The following is a 24,821-nucleotide window of genomic DNA, read 5'->3' as shown; positions in this document are numbered from 1 at the left end:
TGCGCGGGGGTCGTCGTCCGGCCGACGCGCGGATCGCAGGCCGGAAGGGCCTGCCTGGGGGGAGGAACGGGTCATGAGAGTCAGCGTTTTCGGGCTCGGCTACGTGGGCTGCGTATCGGCCGCGTGCCTGGCCGGCATGGGTCACGAGGTCGTCGGGGTGGACGTGAACCAGGTGAAGGTCGACCTGGTCAACGACGGCAAGGCCCCGGTGGTCGAGGAGCGGATCGGCGAGCTCATCGCCGAGGTCGTGCGGACCGGAGCGTTGCGTGCCACCGGCGACGTCCGCGAGGCGATCATGGACAGCGAGGTGTCGCTGGTCTGCGTGGGCACGCCGTCGGAGCCCAACGGCAGCCTGTGCACCACGTACTTGGAGCGGGTCACCGAGCAGATCGGCGCCGCTCTGGCCGAGCGGGGTGGTCGGCACACCGTCGTGTTCCGCAGCACCATGCTCCCGGGCACCTGCCTGAACCTGCTGGTACCGATCCTGGAGAAGTACGTCGGCGGCACGGCCGGTGTGGACATCGGGGTCGCGGTCAACCCGGAGTTCCTGCGCGAGGGCACCAGCGTGCGGGACTTCTTCGACCCGCCCAAGACCGTCATCGGCGAGCTCGACCCGGCGAGCGGCGACGTGGTGGCGGCGCTGTACGACGGCTTGCCCGGAGAGGTGTTCCGGGTGCCGGTCCCGACGGCCGAGGCGATCAAATACGCGGACAACGCGTTCCACGGCCTCAAGATCGGCTTCGCGAACGAGCTGGGCGCGGTGTGCCAGGCACTCGGAGTGGACTCGCACCAGGTGATGGACGTGTTCCTGGCCGACCGCAAGCTGAACATCAGCCCCGCCTACCTGCGGCCCGGCTTCGCCTTCGGCGGCTCCTGCCTGCCCAAGGACCTGCGCAGCCTGGTCCACGCCGCGCAGCGGGCCGACGTCTCGGTGCCCATCCTCGCCCACGTGCTGCCCTCCAACTCCGAGCATCTGCAGCGCGCGGTGGAGCTGGTCGAGCGCACCGGCAAGCGCCGGGTGGGCCTGTTCGGGTTGTCCTTCAAACCCGGCACCGACGACCTCCGCGAGAGCCCGCTCGTCGAGCTGGCGGAGAGGCTCTTCGGCAAGGGTTACGACCTGCGCATCTACGACGCCAACGTGAGCCTCTCCCGGCTGATCGGCGCGAACCGCGAGTACATCGAGACCCGGCTGCCGCACCTCGCTCAGCTGCTAGGGGACTCCGTCGGCGAGGTGCTCGAGCACGCCGAGGTGGTCCTGGTCGGGACCAGGGATCCGGCCGTGCTGTCGGCGCTGCCCCATGGCGACGGCCCGGTGATTGTCGACCTCATCCGCCTTCCCGACGCCGAGGCGCGCCGGGCCGAACCGGGGTACATGGGCCTTGCTTGGTGACACGACCAGCGGCGACCGGCCGGACCGGCGCGCGCTGATCCTGGTGGAGAACCTGTCGGTGCCGTTCGACCGGCGGGTATGGCAGGAGTGCACGACGCTGCGCGACGCGGGCTGGAAGGTGCACGTCATCTGTCCCCAGGGGAGTAAGCGGGACACGGAGCCGGAGGCGGAGATCGACGGGGTGCGGATCCACCGCTACCCGTTGCACGCGGCCACCGGAGGGCCGGCCGGCTACCTGAGGGAGTACGGATCGGCGCTGTGGCATACGTTCCGGCTGGCCCGCAAGGTCGGCCCGGTCGACGTGGTCCACGCCTGCAACCCGCCCGACCTGCTGTTCCTGCCGGCACTGTGGCTGAAGCGGCGCGGCGCGCGGTTCGTCTTCGACCAGCACGACCTGGTACCCGAGCTGTACCTCTCCCGGTTCGACCGCGGCCAAGACCTCCTCTACCGCGCGGTGTGCGCGCTGGAACGGCTGACCTACCGGGCCGCGGACGTCGTGCTCGCCACGAACGAGAGCTACCGGGACGTCGCGCTGCGCCGTGGCGGCCGGCGGCCGGCGGACGTCTTCGTGGTGCGCAGCGCGCCCGACATCGACCGGTTCCACCCGGTACCGCCCGAGCCGGAACTGAAGCGCGGCAAGCCCCATCTGCTGTGCTACCTCGGCGTCATGGGCCCGCAGGACGGCGTCGACTACGCCTTGCGGGCCCTGGCGAAGCTGCGCGACGAGCTCGGGCGGAGCGACTGGCACGCGGTGTTCGTCGGCGCCGGCGACGCCTTCGACGCGATGGTCGAGCTGTCCCGGCGGCTCGGGCTCTCGGACCGGGTGCAGTTCACCGGGCGCATCCCGGACGCAGACCTGGTGCGCTACCTGTCGACCGCGGACGTGTGCCTGTCCCCCGACCCGCGCAATCCGCTCAACGACGTGTCGACCATGAACAAGGTCCTGGAGTACATGGTGATGGGCCGGCCGATCGTCTCGTTCGACCTCCGGGAGGCACGGGTTTCCGCCGGTGACGCCGCCGTCTACGCGCCCGCCAACGACGAGGCCGAATTCGCCAGGCTCATCGCGCTGTTGCTGGACGATCCTGAGGAGCGGGCCCGGATGGGCAAGATCGGCCAGGAGCGGATCACCGGGCAGCTTTCCTGGCGTACCTCGCAGCGATCGCTCCTCGCCGCCTACGCCGCTGCCTGTCGTGACCACGCTCCGGTGTCGGCGGGCGACCCGGTCCGGACAGAGAAAAGGCCGCCCCGTTGAGCGATGACACGATACGCCTGGCCATGATCGGGCGGATGATCCGTCGGCGCTGGCGGCTTCTCGCCGCCCTCGCCGTGGTGGGCGGACTCGTCGGCTACGGCGCCTCTTTGCTGTTTCCACCGCGGTACACGACCTCGGCATCGGTGCTGCTGCCGGGGGCGTGGGAGGAGCGCGAGCTGCTGACCCAGTCGGAGATCGCGATCAGTTCGGTGGTACTCGACCGATCGGCTGCCACGCTCGACTGGACCGGGGTCGGCGGCGCCGAGCTGCGGGATCGAGTGAGCGCCAAGGCCACCGACGGGAACATCATCGAGATCTCGGGAACAGCGGACACCCCGGAGCACGCGCAGCAGCTCTCCGACCAGGTGGCCCAGCAGTACGTCACCTTCGCCGCACGGGTCGTGGGCGACAACACCGATCCCGAAGCGGCGGCGAAACCCGAGGCACTGCGCGAGCTGATGGAGCAGACCAGCCGCCGCATCACCGACCTGGCCAGGGCGGCCGATCCGGGTCGGACCGTGGAGAGCGTGCAGGCCCGTACCGAGCTCGAGAAGCTGCGCACGTCGCTGGAGCAGGCCATGGACAAGCTGGATCAGACCGACCCGGCGACCAACAAGGCCAACATGGTCGTCATGGGGGCGGCGGCCCGGCCCACCGGCGAGGCACCGCCGACGAGGACGCAGTTCATCGTCGCCGGGTCGCTGCTGTTCTTCCTGCTCTCGGTCATCGGTCATCTCGCCGCCGCGCGGATGAGTCGCCGGCCGCGCACCGAGCCGGAGATCGCCGCGGCGCTGGGCTCCGCACTGCTGGGCACCGTCGACGTACCTGATGAACGGCCGGCGCACCGGCCGGGAGGCCGTGGCCCGCAGGCCCGGCTCCGCCGGCTGCTGGGCGTCGACACCCGGTGGGACGTACCGGCCCTGCAGGCGTCCGGTGACGAGGCCAGCAGGAAGATCCGCTACGGCCGGGTGTGCGCCCGCCTCCGGGACCAGCTACCGGCCCCCCGGCGCTTGCTGGTTGTCGTCCCGGACGGCGACGGGACCGCCCGCCGGGCCGCCGAACAGCTCGTCGCCGAGGCCGGGAGCGATCCGCTGCTGCGGGTGGTGGGGGTCTCGGTGTCCCGGCCGTTGGTGCCGGACCGCGACACCGAGTCCGGTGTCCTGGTCGTGCTCAGCGCGGGCAACTGGACGGCAGGGGAGCTCGCCGGCATCGGCGAGGCATGTGCGGACGCCCATCATGAGGTCGTCGGCATCGTCGTCGCCGGCAGGGTCCGGGACCGTCGGACACGGTCTGCCGTCCGTCCTCCGGATGGCGCCACGCCGGCGACAGCGGTGGGCGTCGACGCGATGGGAGGTTCAGTGTGACGACGAGCACGACTTCGGAGTCGTCGGCAGCCGCTCCGCTGCTGGACCTGCAGGCGCTGGTGGTGGCGGTACGCAGGCGCCGCCGCCTGTGGTGTTCCGTGGCGCTGCTGGGGTTGCTGGTCGGCGCGGCGGTTGCGGTGCTGCTGCCGCCGCCACCGACCGCGGTGACCACGGTGCTGGTCGCACATCAGGCGGACCAGCCGAACGACCCGGGAACGCTGATCCGCACCGACGCCGCGCTGCTGGAGACCACACAGATCGCCGACGAGGCCCTGCGGACCCTCAAGTCCCCGGAGGACCCGGAAGACTTCATGCGGGACTACCGGGGCATCGGCTTGACCAACAACCTGCTGCAGATCAACGTGACAGGTGACAGCGACGCGGAAGCCGTGGCCCGCGCCAAAGCACTGGCCGACGCCTTCGTCGCGGACCATGTGAAGCGGATACAGAAAGCCGCGAACGCCGAGGCCAAGACCCTGCTCGACCAGCGCGACCGGATGCGGGACGAACTCGCCCAGGTCAACAAGGCGATCGGAGAAGGACAGCCGAAGAGCAGCCCGAACGCGTCGGCGAACCTCGAGTCGCTCTTCGCGCGCCGGGCCGAACTCACCTCGCGGATCGCCGATTTCGACCAGCGCGCCGCGGAGGCTGGCGTCGGCACGCCCCAGCTCATCGCCGGCACGCAGATCGTGGACGCCCCGCGAGCGGTGCAGCACTCCCTGCCCAAGGCGGCTGTCACCAACGCCGCGATCGGGCTCGGTCTCGGGCTCGTCCTCGGGCTGGCGCTGGCCGCGGTCGGCGCGGTGGTGGCGGACCGCCCCGTGCTGCGCCGGGAGATCGCGGCGAACCTGGGCGCCTCGGTCATCGCGGAGCTGCCCCGCACGCCCCGCCGATCGGCCAGGCTGTGGCGGCGCCGACGGACCCGGGCGGCACGCGAACGGCTCACCGCGACCCTGGCCCGCGCCGTACGCGGCACCGCGGAACCGGTGTCCCTGCTGGAACTGGGCTGTGCGCGCGGCACGAGCGTGATCGCCCTGGACCTCGCCGGCGCACTGGCGGCGGAGGAGCCCGTGGTGATCATCGATGGTCTGCCCGGCCGGCAGCTCGCCAACCGCCGCCGGAAACCGGGAGACCCGACCGTGGTCAGCGGCGAGCGTGCCGCGACCGTGTCGCACGAGGTGCGCCGGCTCGGCGTCGGCTCGGTCGCGCCCGGCACGGCGTGGACCGACCTCCAGTACCTCGGAACCCAGACCGTGCTCGTCGTGCGCGCCGGGCACGGCAGCGCCGCATGGCTGCACACCGTGGCGCGGCAGCTCGCGGACCTGCGGATTCCGGTGATCGGTGTGGTGCTGATCGACCCCGATCCGCGTGACGGGACCGACGGCACGCTGTGGGACGGGCTGCACACCGCGCTGCGCGGCCACAACGAGCGGCTGGCCCGGCAGAGCGGGACGGGCCGGCAGCGGACGAAGCAGCCGTCATGGGCCGCACGAGTCCCGGACAGCGACCAGGAGGCGCGGTAGACATGTGTGGCATCGCAGGCGCTTACCGATGGCCGGACGGGAAGGTCGTGACCGACCGGCTCACCGACATCCTCGCCCACCGCGGTCCGGACGGGGCGGGCCGGTACAGCCACTCCGCCGGTGACGGCGACGTGCACCTCGGACACCGTCGGCTGGCCATCGTCGACCTGTCCGAGACCGGCGCCCAGCCGATGGTCTCGGACGGCCTCGCCCTGACGTACAACGGCGAGCTGTACAACGCGCCCGAGCTGCGTGCCGAGCTGGCCGCCGCCGGAGTGCGCTTCCGCGGCACCTCCGACACCGAGGTGCTGCTGGAGGCCTGGCGGCGCTGGGGCACGGACTGCCTGCCCCGGCTGCGCGGCATGTTCGCGTTCGGGATCTTCGACGAGCGAACCGGTGAGCTGGTGCTCGCCCGCGACCAGCTCGGTATCAAGCCGCTGTTCCTGCTCCGGCGCGGCGAGGGCCTGGTGTTCGCCTCCGAGCTCAAGGCGCTCGCCGCCGTGACCGGCGGGTCGCTGCAGGTGGACCCCGCCGCGCTGGTGGCCTCGCTGCTGTACTACTGGGTGCCGGACTCGCGGTGCGCGTTCCGCGAAGCGGAGAAGCTGCCACCGGGGACCTGGCTGCGGTGCCGGCCCGACGGACGCGTGGAGCACGGCCGGTTCTGGAACCTGAAGGACGTCGCCGCCGAGGGGCGGGAGCGGGCCCTGAGCGGCGAGCAGCCGGATATCGCTGCCGTCGTCGAGGAGTCGACTCGCCGCCATCTGCTCTCCGACGTACCCGTGGCGACCTTCCTCTCCGGCGGGCTGGACTCCAGCTACCTGACCGCCCTGGCGGCCCGCGACCGCCCCGGGATCTCCGCCTACACGATCGGGTTCCGCGCCGAGGACGCCAGGTTCGAGGCGATGCCGGACGACCTGCGCTACGCCCGGCAGGTGGCCGAGCGGTTCGGCGTCGACCTGCACGAGATCGAGATCGCTCCGAACGTGCTCGACCTGCTGCCGCGGATGACCCACCACCTGGACGAGCCGATCGGCGACCCCGCCGCGATCAACACCTTCCTGATCTGCTCGGCCGCCCGGGAGGCCGGGGTCAAGGTGATGCTCTCGGGGATGGGCGCCGACGAGCTGTTCGCCGGTTACCGCAAGCACCTGGCCAACCTGCTCGCGCTGCGCTACCAGCGCGTCCCGCGGTCCGTGCGGCGCGGTCTGTCCAGGGCCGTGGACCGGCTGCCGGTCGCCACGGCCCGCCGGGGGTACCGGTCGGTGCGCTTCGCGAAGCGGTTCCTGTCCTTCGCCGATCTGCCGGAGGAGACCGCGTTCCGGCGCAGCTACACCATGTACGACCAGGACGAGCTGCTCGCCCTGGTCGATCCGGACCTGGCCGGGTCGGTCGAGGACGTGCTGACCGAACACGCGGACGTCTACCAGGACAACGACCTCGACGACTTCGTCAACCGCATGTGCCTGGGCGACGCCCGGATGTTCCTGCCGGGCCTGAACCTCACCTACACGGACCGGTCGAGCATGGCCGCGTCGACCGAGGTGCGGGTGCCGTACGTGGACGTCGAGGTGGTCAAGGCGGCGTTCGCCGTGCCCGGCGACCGCAAGATCGTCGGACGGCAGGGCAAGGCCGTCCTCAAGGAGGCGGCCACCTCGATCCTGCCCCGGGAGATCGTGTACCGGCCCAAGGGCCTGTTCAGCGCCCCGCTGCGTGCGTGGATGAGCCGGGACCTGGCACCGCTGGTGCGCGAGGTGGTGCACGACGGTGTGCTCGTCAATTCCGGGTTCCTGCGCCGCGACGCGCTGGCGCGCATGGTCGCCGAGGACGCCGCCGGGCAGCGGGACTTCTCCAAGCATCTGTGGCACGTGCTGACCCTCGAGTACTGGTACCGCGGCGCGACCTCCGGGTCCGGCCGGAACGCCCGCTCGGCGGCGTAGAAGACGGCTTAGAAACAAGGGGACTTCGGGTGAAGCAGGTTGTGCAGAACTACAAGAGCGGCGAGCTGGCGGTGCTCGACGTGCCGGTGCCGGGATGCAAGCCGGGCGGTGTGCTGGTCCGGACCGCCTACTCGCTGATATCCACCGGGACCGAGCTCATGAAGGTGTCCGAGGCCGGCATGTCGATGCTCGGCAAGGCCCGTTCGCGGCCGGACCAGGTGGCCAAGGTCATGCAGAGCGTGGCCACCAACGGGGTGCCCGCCACCTACCGCAAGGTGATGGGCAAGCTGGACTCCTACACGCCGCTGGGCTACTCGCTGTGCGGGGTGGTCGAGCAGGTCGGCACCGGGATCGACGACGTGAAGGTCGGCGACCTCGTGGCCTGCGCCGGCAACGAGCACGCGCTGCACGCCGAGCTGAACTGGGTGCCGAAGAACCTCTACACCCCCGTACCGGACGGCCTCGCGCCGCGGCACGCGGCCTTCGGCACCGTCGGGTCGATCGCGATGCAGGGCGTCCGCCAAGGCGAGCCGCAGCTCGGCGAGGTGGCGCTGGTGATCGGCCTCGGGCTGATCGGGCAGCTGGTGGTGCAGCTGCTGGCCGCCTCGGGGGTCCGCGTCGTCGGGGTCGACCCTGACCCGGTGCGCTGCGAGCTCGCCGAGCGCCTGGGCGCCGCGGCCTGCGGCGATCCCGCGTCCGCGGCCGTGGAGGCCGCCGTCGCCGAACTCACCGGCGGTCACGGCGTGGACCAGGTGTACCTGGCCGCCGGCGGCGGCAGCAACCAGCCCGTCGAGCTGGCCGCGCGACTGTGCCGGGACCGCGGCCGGGTCGTCGACATCGGCAAGTGCCGCCTGGACCTGCCGTGGAACGCGTACTACGAGAAGGAGCTCGACGTCCGGTTCTCCCGCTCCTACGGCCCCGGGCGCTACGACCCGGAGTACGAGCTCGAGGGGCGGGATTACCCGATCGGCTACGTGCGCTGGACCGAGCGCCGCAACCTGGCGTGCTTCCTCGACCTCCTCGCCCGCGGCAGCGTCGACGTGGAGCCCCTGGTCTCCCACGTCGCCGACTTCGATGACGCCGTCGAGACGTACCGGAGCCTGAAGGACGGCGACCTGAAGGCCGTGGCCGTGCTGTTCCGCTACCCCGAACACGCGGGAGAGGCGCAGGCCCCGGCGGTGGCCGTGCCGGCGGTGCGACGCAGCGGCGAAGTCTCCACCCCGCCCCGGTCCGCCAAGGCGCCGGTGCGGCTCGCGTTCGTCGGCGCGGGGAACTACGCGACGTCGATGCTGCTGCCGCACCTGGCACAGCGCGACGGCGTCGAGCTGTCCACGGTCGTCACCACGACGGCGCTGTCCGCGGCCAACGCGAAGCGCAAATTCGGCTTCGCCGAGGCGACCACCGATCTCGACGCCGTGCTCGGCGACACGTCCATCGACGCGGTGTTCGTCGTCACCCGGCACAGCTCGCACGCCGAACTGACCCGAAAGGCGCTGCTGGCCGGCAAGACGGTGTTCGTGGAGAAGCCGTTGGCACTCACCGAGGACGAGCTGGCCGACGTGCTCGCTGCGGTCGAGGAATCCGGCAACGACCGGCTGCAGGTGGGCTTCAACCGCCGTTTCGCGCCACTGCTGCAGGAGGCCAGGAAGCGGTTCGGCGCCCGGACCGGTCCGGCGAGCCTTCGCTACCTGGTCAACGCGGGCCGGCTGCAGCAGGGGAGCTGGTACCTCCAGCAGGGCACCGAGGGCTCGCGCTTCGCCGGCGAGGGCGGACACTTCATCGACACGGCGAGCTGGCTGCTCGGCGCCGATCCGGTATCGGTGTACGCGGTCGCCGCGTCCGGCAACGAGGACCTGCAGGTCGTGCTCCACTACCCGGACGGGTCCACCGCCACCATCAGCTACGTCACCACCGGCGCGCCCAGCTTCCCCAAGGAGACGCTGGACCTCGTCGCGGACGGCAGGGTGCTGCGGCTCGACGACTTCGTCCGTGCCTCGGTCTACGGCCGCAAGCGGTGGGTCAGCTCGCGGCTGCCCAAGGCCCGGGACAAGGGCCAGTCCGCCGAGCTGGCCGCGTTCATCAAGGCCGTGCGGACCGGCGGACCGATGCCGGTGCCGCTGGAGTCGCTGGTCGCCACCACGGCGGCCACCCTCGCCGTGCAGGCCGGCCTGGCCGGCGGCGCGCCGGTGACGTTGGCGAGGTCGCGATGACCATGACCGCGGGCTGGTACCTGCGGCGGCTGTCCCGGATGGGACCGCGGGAGGTCGGTGGCCGGGTGGGCGACGCGGTGCGCAGGCGGCGGTGGCGGTCGGCGCTGCCGGACTGCCCGAGCGTGACCGGCGCCCGGTTCACCGCGGTACTGCCCGCCGGGACGATCGCCGCGGTGCCGCCGGACGCCGCGAAACGTCTCATCGCCCAGGCGGACCGGCTGATGGACGGGCGCGCCGAGTACTTCGGGGTGGAGCGCGACGACCTCGCCGACCCGGACTGGTGGTACGACCCGAAGACCGGGCGCCGGGCTCCGTCGGGTTACGCCTTCGACGTGCCGTACCGGAACGAGGACTCGGTCGGGGACATCAAGCAGATCTGGGAGCCGTCCCGGCATCAGTACCTGACCGTGCTCGCCGTCGCCTACGCGATCACCGGGAACGACCGGTACGCCGAGCGGGTGGCCGAGCACCTGCGGTCGTGGTGGGCGGCCAACCCGCCGCTGCGCTCGGTGCACTGGATCAGCGGCATCGAGCTGGGTATCCGGCTGCTGTCCTGGGTGTGGATCCGCCGGCTGCTCGACGGCTGGCCGGGCGCGGCCGGGCTGTTCGAGGACAACCCGGTGGCGCTCCAGCAGATCTGGCACCACCAGCGCTGGCTGGCCGCGTTTCCCAGCCGGGGGTCTTCGGCGAACAACCACGTCATCGCCGAGGCCGCCGGGCAGTTCGCCGCGGCCTGCGCGTTCGGGTGGTTCCCCTCCTCGGCACGCTGGCGATCCGGCGCGGTGCGGTCGCTGGAACGGCACCTGCGGAGCAACACCTTCGACTCCGGCCTCAACCGCGAGCTGGCCACCGAGTACCACGGACTCGTGCTGGAGCTCGGCCTGGCCGCGGTGGCCGAGGCGGATGCCGCCGGCGTGCCGGTCCCCGCGTCGATCCGGTTGGTGCTGCTGCGGATGACCGACGCGCTCGCGGCCGTCGTGGACAGCCGGCTGCGGCCGCCGCGTCAGGGGGACGCGGACGACGGGCACGGTCTGGTCGTGGACGGCGCGGGCACCGACCGCTGGGCCTCGCTGCTGGCGACCGGAGAGGCCGTCTTCGGCCGGCTCGCCTGGTGGCCCGCGGTGACCGGCGCCGATGTACGCACCCCGCTGCTGGCCGCGCTCATCCGGCCGGGCGCACCGGCCGTGACCCGCCCGGCGAGCCGACCGGACCACCTCGCCGACGCGGGGCTCACCATCCTGCGCGGTCCGGGGGAGATCTGGTGCCGCTGCGACGGCGGTCCGCACGGCTTCCTGTCCATCGCCGCGCACGCCCACGCCGACGCGCTGTCCGTCGAGGTCCGGCACGACGGGGTCGACGTGCTCGCCGACCCCGGGACGTTCTGCTACCACGGGGAACCCGAGTGGCGGCGGTACTTCCGCTCGACCCTCGGCCACAACACTCTGCAGCTGGACGGCGTCGACCAGTCCGTCTCCGGCGGCCCGTTCCTGTGGACCCGGCATGCCCGCAGCCGCGTCCTGGTCGCGGACACGTCCGGCGCCTCCGAGGGGGGGACGGCTCGCTGGTGCGCCGAACACGACGGCTACCAGCGCTCCGTACACCGCCGCCAGGTGGAGCTGAGCGCCGCGAGCCAGGAGCTGCGGGTGGTCGACGAGGTGCGCGGCCCGCGCCGGGCCGTGCATCTGGCGTTCCACCTCGGCCCGGCGATCGCCGCGGACCTGGTGGGGAACCGGGCGGTGCTCACCTGGACCCGGGACGGCGAGGACCGCTCCGCGGTGCTCGACCTGCCCGGGCAGCTGTGCTGGCGGGCGCATCGCGGCGAGACCGACCCGCCGCTGGGCTGGTACTCCCCCGGCTTCGGGCGCAAGGAACCCGCCACGACGCTGATCGGCACCGGCTTCGCCGACGGCACTGCGCTGCCGGGGGAGTTCACCACCGTACTCAGGTTCCGCGGCTAGGGAGGACGCTTGGGGATCAAGTGGCGGCACTGGGCGTTGCCGGCCGCACCGCTGGCACTGGCCCTGCTGGCGGCGACCGGCTGTGAAAGCACGCCGGGTGCGCGGCCGAAGCCGACCGCTGCGCCGTCCACGTCCGTGGCCCGGGTGTGCGCCACGCCCGCGGCCGGGCCGGCGAAGGCGCCGGCGGGCGCGGTGACGGTCGACCCCGCGGTGCCCGGTGACCTGGCAGCGAAGACCGAGAGCAGTCCCCCGAACACCACGTTCTGGCTTCGACCGGGCACGCACACTCTCGAGAAGGGCCGCTACACCCAAGTCATGCCCAAGGAGGGGGACAGCTACCTCGGTGCGCCGGGCGCGGTGCTCGACGGCCGCAAGACCAACCAGTACGCGTTCGGCGGCACCGCCCGCGACGTCACCATCCGGTACCTGACCGTGCAGGGCTTCGCCGCGCCGCTCGACGAGGGCGTGGTCAACCATGACTCGGCCGACGGGTGGGTGATCGAGCACGCGACGATCCAGCACAACTCCGGTGCCGGGCTGATGGCCGGTGCCCGCCAGCAGGTCCGCGCCAGCTGCCTGCGCGGCAACGGTCAGTACGGCATGAACGCGTACAAGGCCACCGGCCCCATCACCGGCCTGGTGGTCGAGGGCAACGAGATCGTGGGCAACAACACCGGCGACTGGGAGCGGCGGCGGCCGGGCTGCGGCTGCTCCGGAGGCGTCAAGTTCTGGGCCGTCAACGGCGCCGACGTACGCGGCAACTGGGTGCACGGCAACCGTGGAGCCGGGTTGTGGGCGGACACCAACAACAACGACTTCCGCATCGAGGACAACGTGCTCGAGACCAACGACGGCGCCGCGCTGATCTACGAGGCCAGCTACAACGCGGTCATCCGGAACAACACGATCCGGCGGAACAACTGGGTCGAGGGCCGCAAGAACGCCGAAGCCGGCGACAGCTTCCCGTTCTCGACCATCTACGTGTCCGAGTCCGGCGGCGAACCACGGGTCCGGGCCCGCACGGACAAGATCGAAATCTATCGGAACGTGCTGAAGGACAACTGGTCCGGGATCACCCTGTGGGAGAACGCCGACCGGTTCTGCAACAGTCCGGCCAACACCTCGGCCGGTGATTGTACCTTGCTGGTGCGGGACATCGACCGCTGCGCGCAGCCGGCGATCGCCACCGCACCGCTCTACGCCGACTGCCGGTGGAAGACCCAGCGGGTCGACATCCACGACAACCGCTTCATGCTGGACGCGTCCGTCGTCGGGTGCACGGTGCAGTGCGGCCGAATGGCGTTGCTGGCCAACTACGGCACCTATCCGGACTGGTCGCCCTACCAGGGCGAACGGGTGGCCGAGGCGATCACCACCGAACAGCAGAATCGCTGGCACGACAACGTCTACGTCGGACCGTGGAGCTTCGTCGCCCACGACCCGAGCCGGACGCTCGACTTCTGGCAGTGGCAGGGCACGCCGTACCGGCAGGACACGGGCAGCACCTTCCGCCCACGGGTCGGTGGTTGAGATGGGAGGGGACATGACGCCCGGCGGGCTGCCGGGCGGACCGGCCACGGCGGCCACACGACCCGGCGTCGAACCGAGCCCTGCCGGCACACCGAAGACCGTCGGGACGATCTGGGGATTGCTGGTCCTCAACACGCTCGGCTCCGCCGGGGCGAAGACCATCGTCCCGCTGCCCCGCTCCCTCATCCAGATGGTCACCATGGGCGCGCTGGTCGCCGCGTTCGTGCTGGCGCTCGCACTCAATCCCCGGCTGCGCATCCGAGCCAGCGCCTTCGTGTTCCTGCTCACCCTGCTGCTGGTGCCGAGCGTGATCTCCAGCGCGAACCTGGAGTCCGGGTTCGGCGCACTGTTCCGGTGTGCCCGGCTGGCTCTCTTCGTCGGCACGCTGTGGCTGCTCAGCCGCTGGTGGGACGGCAGCCTGACGTTCGTCCGGCACCACATCCGGATGTACTTCGCGGTGCTCGGATTGGTGGCCGCCGGCCTGATCATCTCACCGGGCGCGGCCATGCCCGATCTCTACGGCGGACGGCTGGTCGGCGCGTTGTGGCCGCTCACCCCGCCGCAGATCGGACAGTACGCCGCGGTGATCACCGGGCTCACCGTGCTGCTCGTCCTGGGCCGCCGGACCGACAGGGCCGGCGCGGCGGTGATCATCGTGCCGACGCTCATCCTGCTCGCGCTGACCCATACCCGGACGGCCACTCTCGGCCTGTTCGCCGGGTTGACGCTGGCGATCGGCTCGCTCATGCTGACCAGCGCCGCCGCCCGCCGGTTCTTCACCTGGGCGGTGCTGTGCGCCGCGGTGGCCGCGGTGGGGTTCAGCTCCGCGCTGCAGACGTGGTTCCTGCGCGGACAGAGTTCGGAGAACCTCTCCAGCCTCACCGGCCGGGTCAAGGTCTGGGACGCCCTGCTGGCAGCGCCGCGGACGACCTCGGAGTACGTGTTCGGCGTGGGCCTGGGCGACAAGTCCTTCGGCGGGCTGCCGATCGACAACAGCTGGCTGGCCGTCTACCACGAGCAGGGCCTGGCCGGCGTCGCCGTCGTGGCGGCGATCATCATCGTGCTGGGCGGCGTCGCGCTGCTGCGGCCACCGTCGCTGCCGAGGGCCTGCGCGATCTTCCTGATCAGCTACTGCGCGATCGCGTCGTACACCGAGGCCGGGCTGGGCGACGCCTCGCCGTATCTGCTGCATCTGGCCGTGGCCGCCTCGCTGCTGGCGGCACCTGCCGCGGCCGCGCCTCTCCCGGCCCCCGCCGCTCCTCGACGTCGTGTCCCGCGATGGGCCCAGAGATCGGAGGCGACGTGAGCATGCACGTCCTCGTGGTGCACAACCGCTACGCCTCGGCGCAGCCGAGCGGGGAGAACAAGGTCGTCGACCAGGAGGTGGGGCTGCTGCGCGAAGCCGGCCACCGGGTAGAGGTGTTCGAGCGGCGCAGCGACGACATCGCCGCCCGGTCCCTGCTGGGCAAGGCCGCGGTGCCGCTGCTGGTGCCGTGGAACCCGGCGGTGCGCACGGAACTCGCCGCCCGGCTCCGCGCCGAGCGGCCGGACGTGGTGCACGTCCACAACGTCTTCCCGCTCCTGTCGCCCGCGGTGCTGGCCGCCTGCGCCGACGCCGGCGTGCCCGTCGTCGCCACGCTGCACAACTACACCCAGGTCTGCCCGCCCGGCACGCTGCAGCGGGACGGCCGGCCGTGCACCGAGTGCGTCGGGTCGGCGCCGCTGCCCGCCGTCCGGCACGGCTGCTACCGGAGCTCCCGGCTGGCGACGGTGCCGCTCGCGGTCAGCCTGTCGGTCAACCGGCGGCGGTGGTGGTCCGGCGTGGACCGCTTCTTCTGCATCTCCGCGGCGCAGCGCGACGTCCTGGTGGAGTCCGGCATGCCGCCCGAGCGGCTGGCGGTGAAGCACAACTTCGTGCCCGACCCCGGTGCCTGCCGCGTCGGCCCCGGAGAGCATGTGCTCTATCTCGGCCGCCTCGCGGAGGCCAAGGGCGTGCGGCTGCTCATGGCCGCGTGGGACGAGATCGCCGCGGACGGCGGTGTGGGCGTACCGCTCGTGGTCGCCGGCGCGGGGCCGCTGGAGCGAGAGGTGACCGCCTGGGCGGCGGGCCGGGACGACGTGCGGTACGTCGGCCTGTACGACCCGGCGGAGTGCCGGCAGGCCGTCGCGAGGTCGGTCGCCGTGGTGGCTCCCTCGACATGGCTGGAGGCGTTCGGCCTGGTGGTCGTGGAGGCGATGGCGGCGGGGGTCCCGACCGTCGCGGCCGGGCACGGCGCCTTCGTCGAACTCGTCGAGGACGGGGTGACCGGGCTGCTGCACCGGCCGGGCGAGGCGGCCTCGCTCGCCTCGTGCATGCGCCGGATCACGGCCGATGCGGCCGGCAACCGGGAGATGGGCCGGGCGGCCCGGCGCCGTTACGAGCATGGCTTCAGTCCGGCCGTCGGGCTGGAGCGTCTGGTGGAGGGGTACCGGGCCGCGATCGCGGGTCGGTCCGGCGGCGGGGACAGCGCGCCGCCGGTAGGAACGGAAACGCTGGCCCGCGGTGGGGACACCCGCGCGGGCAGGGATGGGGGCAGTAGATGACACGATGCCGACTCTGCGGCTCGACGGCGCTGGCGAGCGTCGTCGACCTGGGGGCGACCCCGCCGTGCGAGAGCTTCCTCGCCGCGGACCAACTCGACCGGCCGGAACCGGCGTACCCGCTGCACCTGCGGGTCTGCACCGACTGCTGGCTCGCGCAGATCCCTCCGCTGATCACGCCGGAGGAGACGTTCAGCGAGTACGCGTACTTCTCCTCCTACTCGACCTCCTGGGTGGAGCACGCGCGCACGTTCGTCGCCGGTGCCGTGGAGCGGGTGGGGCTCGGCCCCGACGCCTTCGTGGTCGAGGTCGCGAGCAACGACGGGTATCTGCTCAGGCACGTGGTGGACCGCGGGATCCGCTGCCTCGGCATCGAGCCGTCGGTGAACGTGGGCGCCGCGGCGCGGGACGCCGGTGTGCCCACGCTCACGGAGTTCCTGTCCCCGGACACCGGTTCGGCCGTCCGCGCCGAGCACGGTCCGGCGGACCTGGTCGTGGCCAACAACGTGTACGCCCACATCCCCGATGTCGTCGGGTTCACCCAGGGGCTGCGCGCCCTGGTCGCCGACGACGGCTGGGTCTCCATCGAGGTGCAGCACCTGCTGACCCTGATCGAGGAGAACCAGTACGACACGATCTACCACGAGCACTTCCAGTACTACACGGTCGCGTCCGCGATCCGCGCGCTGGCGAGCGGTGGACTCACGCTCGTCGACGTCGAGCTGCTGCCCACGCACGGCGGCTCCATCCGGCTGTGGGCCCGGCCGTCCGAGGTGGCCGGCGAGCCGGCGCAGCAGGTCGCCGACGTACTGGCCCGGGAGAAGGCCGCCGGGCTGCAGGAGCTGTCCGGGTACGCCGAGTTCTCCGCCCGGGTGGCCAAGGTGCGCCGGGACCTGCTGCGGTTCCTCATCGAGGCGGCCGAGCGCGGCGAGACGGTCGTCGGCTACGGCGCCCCGGGCAAGGGCAACACACTGCTCAACCACTGCGGCATCCGGCCCGACCTGCTCGCGTACACGGTCGACCGCAACCCCTACAAGCACGGCAGGTTCACCCCGGGCACCCGCATCCCGATCCTGCCGCCCGAGCAGATAGCCGCCGACAAACCCGACTACGTCCTCGTACTCCCGTGGAACCTGCGGGCCGAGCTGGTCGAGCAGCTGTCCTACGTGCACGAGTGGGGCGGCCGCCTCGTCTTCCCCATCCCGGAACTGAGCATTGTCGAGGTCCAGTCATGAAGGTCGTCCTGTTCTGCGGCGGTTACGGGATGCGGATGCGCAACGGCGCCTCCGACGACGTGCCCAAGCCGATGGCGATGGTCGGCCCGCGTCCGCTGATCTGGCACGTCATGCGCTACTACGCGCACTTCGGGCACAAGGAGTTCATCCTGTGCCTCGGGTACGGGGCGCACCACATCAAGAACTTCTTCCTCAACTACGAGGAGACGACCTCCAACGACTTCGTCCTGCGCGGCGGGAAGACCGAGTTGCTGTCCACCGACATCGCCGACTGGACGATCACGTTCGCGCAGACCGGCATCGAGTCGCCGATCGGGGAGCGGCTGCGCCGGGTGCGGCACCACCTGGACGGTGACGAGATGTTCCTCGCCAACTACGCCGACGTGCTCACCGACGCCCCGCTGCCGGAGATGATCGAGCGGTTCGCCGAGCGCGACGCCGGGGCGTCGATGATGGTGGTGCCACCCCAGTCCTCCTTCCACTGCGTGGAGTTGGGCGAGAACGGCCTGGTGGGGGGCATCACCGCGGTGAGCGAACTGCCGCTGTGGGAGAACGGCGGCTACTTCGTGCTGCGCCAGGAGGTCTTCGACCACATACCGGAGAACGGGGACCTGGTCGCCGACGGATGTGCACAACTGGCCAAGCGCGGGAGGCTGGTGGCGCATCAGCACCGCGGCTTCTGGAAGCCGACCGACACCGTGAAGGAGCGGGCCGCGCTCGACTACGCCTACGCCAGGGGCGACCGACCGTGGGCCGTGTGGGAACAAGGCGCCGGAATGAGGACCGCATGATCCAGCTCGGCGCAGGGCGCCTGGACCGGATCGCCGCGGTGGGCGCGCACTGCGACGACATCGCCATCGGCGCCGGCGGCACGCTGCTGACGCTGTGCCGTGCGCGGCCGGGCATCCGCGTCGACGCGCTCGTGCTCTCCGGCGGCGGCAGCGAGCGGGAGCAGGAGGAGCAGGCCGCTCTCGCCGCCTTCTGCCCGGGTGCCGACCTGCGGCTGACCGTGCTCAAGCTGCCGGACGGCCGGCTGCCCGCGCACTGGGAGGAGGCCAAGGCCGCGGTCGAGGAGCTGCGCGAGCGGACCGAGCCGGATCTGATCCTCGCGCCGCGTACCGATGACGCGCACCAGGATCACCGCGGCCTGGCGCAGTTGCTGCCCACCGCGTTCCGAGACCACCTCGTGCTGGGCTACGAGATCGTCAAGTGGGACGGCGATCTCGGCCGTCCGTCGGCGTACCAGCCGCTGTCGCCGGAGATCGCCGAACAGAAGGTGCGGCTGCTGCAGGAGCACTATCCCTCGCAGCGGCACCGGCCCTGGTACGACCGGGAGGCCTTCCTCGGCCTTGCGCGGATCCGCGGCATCGAATGCCACGCGCGCTACGCCGAGGCGTTCGCCGTCACCAAACTCACTCTCAACCTGGGGGAATGAACCTTGCGCGTACTGCTGACCGGACACCAGGGCTACCTGGGCACCGTGATGGCCCCGGTCCTCACGGCCGCCGGGCACGAGGTCGTCGGTCTTGACGCCGGCCTGTTCGCCGACTGCGTGCTGGGCCCGGCGCCCGCGGACCCTCCGGGGCACCGGGTGGACCTGCGCGACGTCACGGCCGATCATGTGGCCGGGGTGGACGCAGTCATCCACCTGGCCGCGCTCTCCAACGACCCGCTGGGATCGCTGGCGCCCGAGCTCACCTACGACATCAACCACAAGGCCTCCGTGCACCTGGCCCGGCTGGCCCGCGACGCCGGAGTGCGGCGCTTCCTGTACGCGTCGACCTGCTCCGTCTACGGCGCCGCCGGCGGTGACGACCTGGTGACCGAGGACGCCCCGCTGCGCCCGGTGACGCCGTACGCGGAGTCCAAGGTGCGCGTGGAGGACGACCTGCACGCGATGGCCGACGGCGACTTCACCCCGGTGTTCATGCGCAACGCCACCGCCTTCGGCTACTCGCCCCGGCTGCGCGCCGACATCGTGCTGAACAACCTGGTGGGCCACGCGCTCCTGTCCGGCGAGGTCCTCGTGCTCTCCGACGGCACCCCTTGGCGCCCGCTGGTGCACGCCGCCGACATCGCACGGGCCTTCACGGCCGCGCTGACCGCGCCACGCGAGGCGGTGCACGACCGCGCGTTCAACATCGGCAGCGAGGTCAACAACGTCACGGTCGCCGAGATCGCCGAGCAGGTCGCCGAGGCGGTGTCCGGCGCGAAGGTGGTGATCACGGGGGAGACCGGTGCCGATCCGCGGTCGTACCGGGTGGACTTCTCCCGGTTCCGCACCGCGGTTCCCGGCTTCGACTGCGAGTGGACGGTGAAGCAGGGTGCGCTCGAACTCGTCGACGCCTACCGCAAGTTCGACCTGACCCGGGAGGACTTCGAACAGCGCTTCACCCGGCTCGCCGTGCTGCGCGCGGCGTCCGGCGCCGGCGCCGTCGACGACACCCTGCGGTGGCGCCGATGACCGCAGTGGGTGAGGAGATGCACGCGCTGGTGGAGCGGCTGTACCCGCTGTGCCGGAGCATCACCGGCGACGGTGTGCGCGCCACCCTGGAGATCGTCGGCGAGTACGTTCCGCTGCAGGTGCACGAGGTGCCGACCGGGACGCAGGTGCTCGACTGGACGGTGCCGCAGGAGTGGAACATCCGGGACGCGTACATCGCCGACACCGCCGGCAACCGGGTCGTCGACTTCGCCGCGTCCAGCCTGCACGTGCTCGGCTACAGCGTGCCGGTGTCGCGGACCGTGCCGCTGGCCGAACTGCGGGCACACCTGCACACCCTGCCGGACCACCCGAGCTGGGTGCCGTACCGCACCAGCTACTACAAGCCGGAATGGGGATTCTGCCTGGCGCAGGAGACCCTGGACGGGCTGCCGGACGGCGAGTACGAGGTCCGTATCGACTCCACGCTCGCGGACGGTCACCTCACCTACGCCGAGCACGTGGTCCCCGGGCAGGTCCCCGACGAGGTGATCGTCTCCTGCCACGTCTGCCACCCGTCGCTGGCCAACGACAACCTGGCCGGCGTCGCGGTGGCGACGTTCCTGGCCCGCGCGCTGGCGCAGGAGGCGCCGTACTACACCTACCGGTTCATCTACGCGCCCGGCACCATCGGGGCGATCACCTGGCTGGCCCGCAACGCGGAGCGGGTGGACAGGGTCAAGCACGGGCTCGTACTGGCCTGCGCCGGCGACTCGGGTCGACTGACGTACAAGCAGAGCAGACGCGGCGACGCGGAGATCGACCGGGTGATGCGGCACGTGCTGGCCGCCTCCGAACGCCCGCACCACGTCAACGAGTTCACCCCCTACGGCTACGACGAGCGGCAGTACTGCTCGCCCGGGTTCGATCTCGGCGTGGGATCGCTCAGCCGGACCCCGTACGCCGGGTACCCCGAGTACCACACCTCGGCGGACAACCCGGACTTCGTCTCCCCGGGGGCGATGGCGGACACCCTCGCGGTCTGCCGCGAGGCGTTCGCCGTGCTCGACCGCAACCGGCGGTACGTCAACCTCAGCCCCTACGGCGAGCCACAGCTGGGCCGGCGCGGGCTGTACGACTCGCTCGGCGGCCGCAGCGACGCGAAGCAGGCCCAGATGGCCATGCTCTGGGTGCTCAGCCTCTCCGACGGCGAGCACAGTCTGCTGGACGTCGCCGAGCGGTCCGGGCTGCCGTTCGACACCGTCGCCGCCGCGGCCGGCGCCCTGCACGACGCCGGGCTGATCAAGGCATGACGCCGATGACCACTCAGGGGGAGAATCCGCAGACAACGGCGCCACCGGCCGGATCCGCCAGGCGTGCCCTCGTCGGCCGGCTGTCCTGGGGACTGGCCGACCAGGCGGCCTCCAGCGTGAGCAACTTCGTGGTGGGCATCTACGTGGCCCGCTCGCTGGGGGTGACCGCGTTCGGCGTGTTCAGCCTCGCCTGGGTGACGTACGGCGTGGTGCTCAACGTCTCCCGCGGGCTGGCCACCGATCCGCTCGTGGTGCGCTTCAGCGGCGTGCCGGACGCGTCCTGGCGCGGGGCGGTGGCCCGGTCGGCGGGTACCGCACTCGGCGTCGGTGCGGCCATCGGCGCGGTGTGTCTGGTGGCCGGGCTCGGCCTCGGCGGCCGAGTGGGGCCCGCGTTCGCCGCCCTTGGTGTCATGTTGCCGGGGCTGCTGCTCCAGGACGCCTGGCGGTTCTCGTTCTTCGCCGCCGGCACCGGGCAGAAGGCGTTCGTCAACGACGTCGTGTGGGGTGTCGCGCTCGTCCCGGCCATGGTGGTGGCGGCCCGTGTGGGCAGCGTGGCCGCTTTTGTGCTCGCCTGGGGCGCGTCCGCCACGGTGGCGGCGGGGTACGGCTGCCTCCAGTCCGGCATCCGGCCCCGGCTGGCCGAGGCGCGCGGGTGGCTTCGCGAGCAACGCGATCTCGGCTACCGGTACCTGGTCGAGAACGTCAGCCTCAGTGGCGCGAGCCAGCTGCGGGCCTACGGGCTCGGCGCGATCGTCGGGGTCGGCGCGGTGGGTGCGGTGCGGGGCGCCGAGCTCCTGCTCGGCCCGTTCCTGGCGGTGCTCATGGGGCTTTCGCTGGTCACCGTCCCGGAGGCGGCGCGGGTGCTGCGGCAGGCCCCGCACCGGCTCGGCACGTTCTGCCTCCTGCTGGGCGGGGGGCAGGCCGCCGCCGCGCTGCTCTGGGGCGCGGCGCTGCTGCTGATGCCCGGCCGGCTCGGCGAGCTGGTGCTCGGCGGCGTCTGGCACTCCGCCTCGCAGCTCATCGTGCCGGTCACCCTCGGCGTCGCGGGCGCGGGCCTCGGCACCGGCGCGGCGGCCGGGCTGCGCGCGCTCGGTGCGGCCCGGCGCAGCCTGCGCTGCCAGCTGTTCGCCTCCGCCTGCTATGTCAGCGGCGGGCTCGGCGGGGCGGCCGCCGCCGGCACGGTCGGCTCGGCCTGGGGCGTCGCCGCCGCGACCGTCAGCGGCTCGGCCGTGTGGTGGCTGCAACTGCGGTCCGCCCTGCGCGAGCGCCACCGCAATCCCATCCCCGAAGTGAGGACCTCATGACCGCCCAACCCAGGCTGAGCATCGGCCTGCCCGTGTACAACGGCGAGGAGTACCTGGCCGAGTCGCTCGACGCCCTGCTCGGCCAGACCTACGAGGACTTCGAGCTGGTCATCTCCGACAACGCCTCGACCGACGGGACCCAGGAGATCTGCCGCAAGTACGCCGCGCGGGACTCGCGCATCCGGTACCTCCGGCTGCCCCGGAACATCGGTGCCACGCCGAACCACAACCATGTGTTCGCCGAGTCCCGCGGCGAGCTGTTCAAGTGGGCCTCGCACGACGACCTGTACGGCCGGGACCTGCTGCGGCGCTGCGTGGAGGCGCTCGACGAGCGGCCGGACATGATCCTCGCGCACACCGGCCAGGCGGTCATCGACGGGGACGGCCGGGTGAAGGTCCCGTACGAGTACGGGCTCGCCACCGACTCTCCGCACGCGCCGGAGCGCTTCCGCAGTCTGTTGTTCGAGCCGGGTGGCGACGACTTCTACGGAGTGATGCGGGCCGACATGCTGCGCCGGGTGAAGCCGCTCGACAGCTACCACCACGCGGACCGCACGTTCGTCGCCGAGATCACCCTGCACGGGCCCTTCCACCAGGTGCCGGAGCTGCTGTACTTCCGCCGCGACCACCCCACGCGCGCCGAGCGGGCGAATCCCGGCAAGCGCGCCCGGTGCGTCAACCTGGACCCGCGCCGGGCGGGCCCGCTGCACCCGACGCCCCGGCTGCTCGCCGAGTACGTGTGGGGCTTCGTCGCGGCGATCCGACGGGCGCCGTTGTCCCCGGCCGACCGGCGCGCGTGCTACCGCCACCTGGCCGCGTGGATGACCAGCCGGGTCCGGCCGGGCGCCGGCGAGCGGGTCGAGGACCGGGCCCCGGTCGACCCGGGCCGGCTCACCGTGTCCGTCGACGCCCTCGTCGCCGGCCGTGAGGGGAGGCGGGCATGACGGCCGCGGACGGGACCCCGGTGCGCGTCGGGGTGTTCGGCCTGCTCGGCTCCGGCAACCTCGGCAACGACGGATCGCTCGAAGCCGTGCTCGGGTACCTCCGCGCCGAACACCCGGAGGCGGTCGTGGACGCGCTGTGCGGCGGGCCCGAGGCCGTGACGACCCGGTTCGGGATCCCCGCGACGCGGCTGCACTGGTACCGCGGGGAGTACCGGACCGCGTCGCGTGCGGGCGCGGTCGCGGGGAAGGGCCTGGGCAAACTCGTCGACGCCTTCCGCACCGCCGCCTGGGTGCGGCGGCACGATGTGGTGATCGTCCCGGGCATGGGCGTCCTGGAGGCCACGCTGCCGCTGCGGCCTTGGGGCTTCCCGTACTCGCTGTTCCTGCTCTGCGCCAGTGGCCGGCTGCTGCGCACCCGGGTGGCGCTGGTCAGCGTCGGCGCCGCGACGATCGGCGACCGGCCGACCCGGGCCCTGGTGCGCTGGTCGGCGCGGCTGGCCGCCTACCGGTCGTACCGGGACGCGCAGTCCCGCGACGCGATGCGGGCGATGGGCGTGGACACCGCGCGCGACGAGGTCTACCCGGACCTCGCGTTCGCCCTGCCGACGCCACAGTCCCCCGAGCTCTCGGCTTCTCCCCCAGCCTTCGACCGGGAGGGGCCCCCAGAACAGGGAGGCACCCCCAGCGCGCCCTCGGACCCGTCGGCCCCGCAGGGCCCGGTCTGCGTCGGCGTCATGGACTTCCACGGCGGCAACGACGATCGCGCCCGGGCCGACGAGATACACCGGCGCTACCTCGACGGGACGATCCGGTTCGTCCGCGCGCTCGTCGAGGACGACAGGGCCGTCCGGCTGCTCACCGGTGACGAGTGCGACGCGTCGGTGGTCGCCGCGATCCTCGACGCGGTGGACTCGCCGCTGGTCACCGCCGCCGAGCCGTCCTCACTGGCCGACCTGATGAAGGAGATGGCGGCTGCCGACACCGTGGTGGCGGTCCGCTACCACAACCTGATCTGCGCGCTGAAGACCGGTACGCCGGTGCTCGCCCTCAGCTACGCGGCGAAGAGCGACGCGCTCATGGCGGAGATGGGCCTCGGCGCGTACTGCCACCCGGCGCGCGAGGTCGACGCCGACCGACTGCTCGAGCAGTTCCGTGCGCTGGAGAAGCGTTCGGCCGAGCTGCGGCGGACCCTCACCGAGCGGAACCTGGCCGCCGCCCTGCGGCTCCAGCACCAGTTCGACTCCTTGACCGCGGCCCTGTTCCCTGCGGCCGACCACGCCCACACCTCGCGGAAGGCTCCATGAAGGCGACCGAAGTCCCGGAGATCACCGGCGCGTACCTCTTCGAACCGACGCCGTACGCCGACGAACGCGGCTTCTTCTGCCGCACCTTCGACGCCGACGTGGTCCGCTCGGTGGGCCTCGACCCGGACGCCTTCGTCCAGGACAGCCTGTCCCGCTCGGTCCGGGGCGTGCTGCGCGGCCTGCACCTGCGCTCCGGCGCCGGCGAGGCCAAGCTGGTGCGGTGCTCGTACGGGAGGATCTTCGACGTCGTCGTGGACCTGCGGCCGGACTCGCCGACCTACCGCAACCGGGCCTGCTTCGAGCTGTCCGGCGAGACGCAGGTGACCCTGTACATCCCGGCGGGGTGCGCGCACGGCTTCCAGGCGCTGACCGAGACCGCCGACACCTCGTACCGGATCGACCGCCCGCACGATCCCGCCGAGGACGTGACGATCGCCTTCGACGACCCCGAGCTCGCCATCCCCTGGCCGCTGCCGGTCGCATCGATGTCCCAGCGGGACCGGGAGGCGCCGAGCCTCGCCGAGGTCCTCAAGCACCAGGAAAGTTGAGGAC

At 72.1% G+C, this 24,821-nt stretch carries 19 protein-coding genes; all 19 read left to right on the top strand.

What is annotated here, in order from left to right:
* Window positions 1–73: 73 nt before the first annotated feature.
* Genes ACWDAS_RS13260 through rfbC form a run of 19 tightly spaced genes read left to right on the top strand, consistent with a single transcriptional unit; the run spans window position 74 to window position 24,817 of the window.
* A complete protein-coding gene (locus ACWDAS_RS13260; RefSeq protein ID WP_450389299.1) occupies window positions 74–1,390 on the top strand; it encodes a nucleotide sugar dehydrogenase in 1,317 nt (438 codons plus the stop codon).
* Entirely contained in the window at window positions 1,380–2,645 is a 1,266-nt protein-coding gene (locus ACWDAS_RS13255; RefSeq protein WP_450389297.1) for a glycosyltransferase family 4 protein, read from the top strand. Before ACWDAS_RS13260 ends, ACWDAS_RS13255 begins: the two co-directional genes overlap by 11 nt.
* A complete protein-coding gene (locus tag ACWDAS_RS13250; protein WP_450389295.1) occupies window positions 2,642–4,009 on the top strand; it encodes a Wzz/FepE/Etk N-terminal domain-containing protein in 1,368 nt (455 codons plus the stop codon). Before ACWDAS_RS13255 ends, ACWDAS_RS13250 begins: the two co-directional genes overlap by 4 nt.
* The gene (locus ACWDAS_RS13245) at window positions 4,006–5,532 is read left to right on the top strand and encodes a Wzz/FepE/Etk N-terminal domain-containing protein (protein ID WP_450389293.1); all 1,527 of its coding nucleotides are present in this window, start codon (window positions 4,006–4,008) and stop codon (window positions 5,530–5,532) included. The genes ACWDAS_RS13250 and ACWDAS_RS13245 overlap by 4 nt, the downstream gene beginning before the upstream one ends.
* A gap of 2 nt (window positions 5,533–5,534) precedes the next feature.
* Window positions 5,535–7,469, top strand: a complete 1,935-nt coding sequence (gene asnB, locus ACWDAS_RS13240; RefSeq protein ID WP_450389291.1) for an asparagine synthase (glutamine-hydrolyzing) — start codon at window positions 5,535–5,537, stop codon at window positions 7,467–7,469.
* 29 nt (window positions 7,470–7,498) lie between these two features.
* Window positions 7,499–9,679, top strand: coding sequence for a bi-domain-containing oxidoreductase (locus ACWDAS_RS13235; RefSeq protein ID WP_450389289.1), 2,181 nt, complete (start codon window positions 7,499–7,501; stop codon window positions 9,677–9,679).
* A complete protein-coding gene (locus tag ACWDAS_RS13230; RefSeq protein WP_450389287.1) occupies window positions 9,676–11,637 on the top strand; it encodes an alginate lyase family protein in 1,962 nt (653 codons plus the stop codon). The genes ACWDAS_RS13235 and ACWDAS_RS13230 overlap by 4 nt, the downstream gene beginning before the upstream one ends.
* A gap of 9 nt (window positions 11,638–11,646) precedes the next feature.
* Complete coding sequence (locus tag ACWDAS_RS13225) at window positions 11,647–13,167, top strand: right-handed parallel beta-helix repeat-containing protein (RefSeq protein ID WP_450389286.1); 1,521 nt, start codon at window positions 11,647–11,649, stop codon at window positions 13,165–13,167.
* 1 nt (window position 13,168) lies between these two features.
* Window positions 13,169–14,473 carry an O-antigen ligase domain-containing protein gene (locus tag ACWDAS_RS13220; protein ID WP_450389284.1) on the top strand — a complete coding sequence of 435 codons (1,305 nt, stop codon included), beginning with the start codon at window positions 13,169–13,171 and terminating at the stop codon, window positions 14,471–14,473.
* 2 nt (window positions 14,474–14,475) lie between these two features.
* Complete coding sequence (locus tag ACWDAS_RS13215; protein WP_450389605.1) at window positions 14,476–15,750, top strand: glycosyltransferase; 1,275 nt, start codon at window positions 14,476–14,478, stop codon at window positions 15,748–15,750.
* Window positions 15,747–16,982 (top strand): methyltransferase domain-containing protein, encoded by a 1,236-nt coding sequence (locus ACWDAS_RS13210; RefSeq protein ID WP_450389282.1) that lies wholly within the window; start codon window positions 15,747–15,749, stop codon window positions 16,980–16,982. Before ACWDAS_RS13215 ends, ACWDAS_RS13210 begins: the two co-directional genes overlap by 4 nt.
* Window positions 16,979–17,773 (top strand): sugar phosphate nucleotidyltransferase, encoded by a 795-nt coding sequence (locus ACWDAS_RS13205; protein WP_450389281.1) that lies wholly within the window; start codon window positions 16,979–16,981, stop codon window positions 17,771–17,773. Before ACWDAS_RS13210 ends, ACWDAS_RS13205 begins: the two co-directional genes overlap by 4 nt.
* Window positions 17,770–18,417 (top strand): PIG-L deacetylase family protein, encoded by a 648-nt coding sequence (locus tag ACWDAS_RS13200; RefSeq protein WP_450389279.1) that lies wholly within the window; start codon window positions 17,770–17,772, stop codon window positions 18,415–18,417. Before ACWDAS_RS13205 ends, ACWDAS_RS13200 begins: the two co-directional genes overlap by 4 nt.
* A gap of 3 nt (window positions 18,418–18,420) precedes the next feature.
* A complete protein-coding gene (locus tag ACWDAS_RS13195; protein WP_450389278.1) occupies window positions 18,421–19,446 on the top strand; it encodes an NAD-dependent epimerase/dehydratase family protein in 1,026 nt (341 codons plus the stop codon).
* The gene (locus ACWDAS_RS13190) at window positions 19,434–20,717 is read left to right on the top strand and encodes a DUF4910 domain-containing protein (RefSeq protein WP_450389276.1); all 1,284 of its coding nucleotides are present in this window, start codon (window positions 19,434–19,436) and stop codon (window positions 20,715–20,717) included. The genes ACWDAS_RS13195 and ACWDAS_RS13190 overlap by 13 nt, the downstream gene beginning before the upstream one ends.
* Entirely contained in the window at window positions 20,714–22,021 is a 1,308-nt protein-coding gene (locus ACWDAS_RS13185; protein ID WP_450389274.1) for a hypothetical protein, read from the top strand. Before ACWDAS_RS13190 ends, ACWDAS_RS13185 begins: the two co-directional genes overlap by 4 nt.
* Window positions 22,018–22,965 (top strand): glycosyltransferase family 2 protein, encoded by a 948-nt coding sequence (locus ACWDAS_RS13180; RefSeq protein ID WP_450389273.1) that lies wholly within the window; start codon window positions 22,018–22,020, stop codon window positions 22,963–22,965. The genes ACWDAS_RS13185 and ACWDAS_RS13180 overlap by 4 nt, the downstream gene beginning before the upstream one ends.
* Complete coding sequence (locus ACWDAS_RS13175) at window positions 22,962–24,269, top strand: polysaccharide pyruvyl transferase family protein (RefSeq protein ID WP_450389272.1); 1,308 nt, start codon at window positions 22,962–22,964, stop codon at window positions 24,267–24,269. Before ACWDAS_RS13180 ends, ACWDAS_RS13175 begins: the two co-directional genes overlap by 4 nt.
* Window positions 24,266–24,817 (top strand): dTDP-4-dehydrorhamnose 3,5-epimerase, encoded by a 552-nt coding sequence (rfbC, locus tag ACWDAS_RS13170; RefSeq protein WP_450389270.1) that lies wholly within the window; start codon window positions 24,266–24,268, stop codon window positions 24,815–24,817. Before ACWDAS_RS13175 ends, rfbC begins: the two co-directional genes overlap by 4 nt.
* The last annotated feature ends 4 nt before the right edge of the window (window positions 24,818–24,821 follow it).

The organism is Streptomyces sp. NPDC001070 (genome assembly GCF_053598835.1).
The sequence above is the reverse complement of the archived record's forward strand: the minus strand, read 5'-3'. Positions and strand labels throughout refer to the sequence as shown.

Bases quoted from the DNA above. Each gene is read 5' to 3' on its own strand.
- ACWDAS_RS13260 (WP_450389299.1), top strand. From the start codon at position 74: ATGAGAGTCAGCGTTTTCGGGCTCGGCTACGTGGGCTGCGTATCGGCC.
- asnB (WP_450389291.1), top strand. From the start codon at position 5,535: ATGTGTGGCATCGCAGGCGCTTACCGATGGCCGGACGGGAAGGTCGTG.
- ACWDAS_RS13230 (WP_450389287.1), top strand. From the start codon at position 9,676: ATGACCATGACCGCGGGCTGGTACCTGCGGCGGCTGTCCCGGATGGGA.
- ACWDAS_RS13220 (WP_450389284.1), top strand. From the start codon at position 13,169: ATGGGAGGGGACATGACGCCCGGCGGGCTGCCGGGCGGACCGGCCACG.
- ACWDAS_RS13215 (WP_450389605.1), top strand. From the start codon at position 14,476: ATGCACGTCCTCGTGGTGCACAACCGCTACGCCTCGGCGCAGCCGAGC.
- ACWDAS_RS13210 (WP_450389282.1), top strand. From the start codon at position 15,747: ATGACACGATGCCGACTCTGCGGCTCGACGGCGCTGGCGAGCGTCGTC.
- ACWDAS_RS13205 (WP_450389281.1), top strand. From the start codon at position 16,979: ATGAAGGTCGTCCTGTTCTGCGGCGGTTACGGGATGCGGATGCGCAAC.
- ACWDAS_RS13200 (WP_450389279.1), top strand. From the start codon at position 17,770: ATGATCCAGCTCGGCGCAGGGCGCCTGGACCGGATCGCCGCGGTGGGC.
- ACWDAS_RS13185 (WP_450389274.1), top strand. From the start codon at position 20,714: ATGACGCCGATGACCACTCAGGGGGAGAATCCGCAGACAACGGCGCCA.
- ACWDAS_RS13180 (WP_450389273.1), top strand. From the start codon at position 22,018: ATGACCGCCCAACCCAGGCTGAGCATCGGCCTGCCCGTGTACAACGGC.
- ACWDAS_RS13175 (WP_450389272.1), top strand. From the start codon at position 22,962: ATGACGGCCGCGGACGGGACCCCGGTGCGCGTCGGGGTGTTCGGCCTG.
- rfbC (WP_450389270.1), top strand. From the start codon at position 24,266: ATGAAGGCGACCGAAGTCCCGGAGATCACCGGCGCGTACCTCTTCGAA.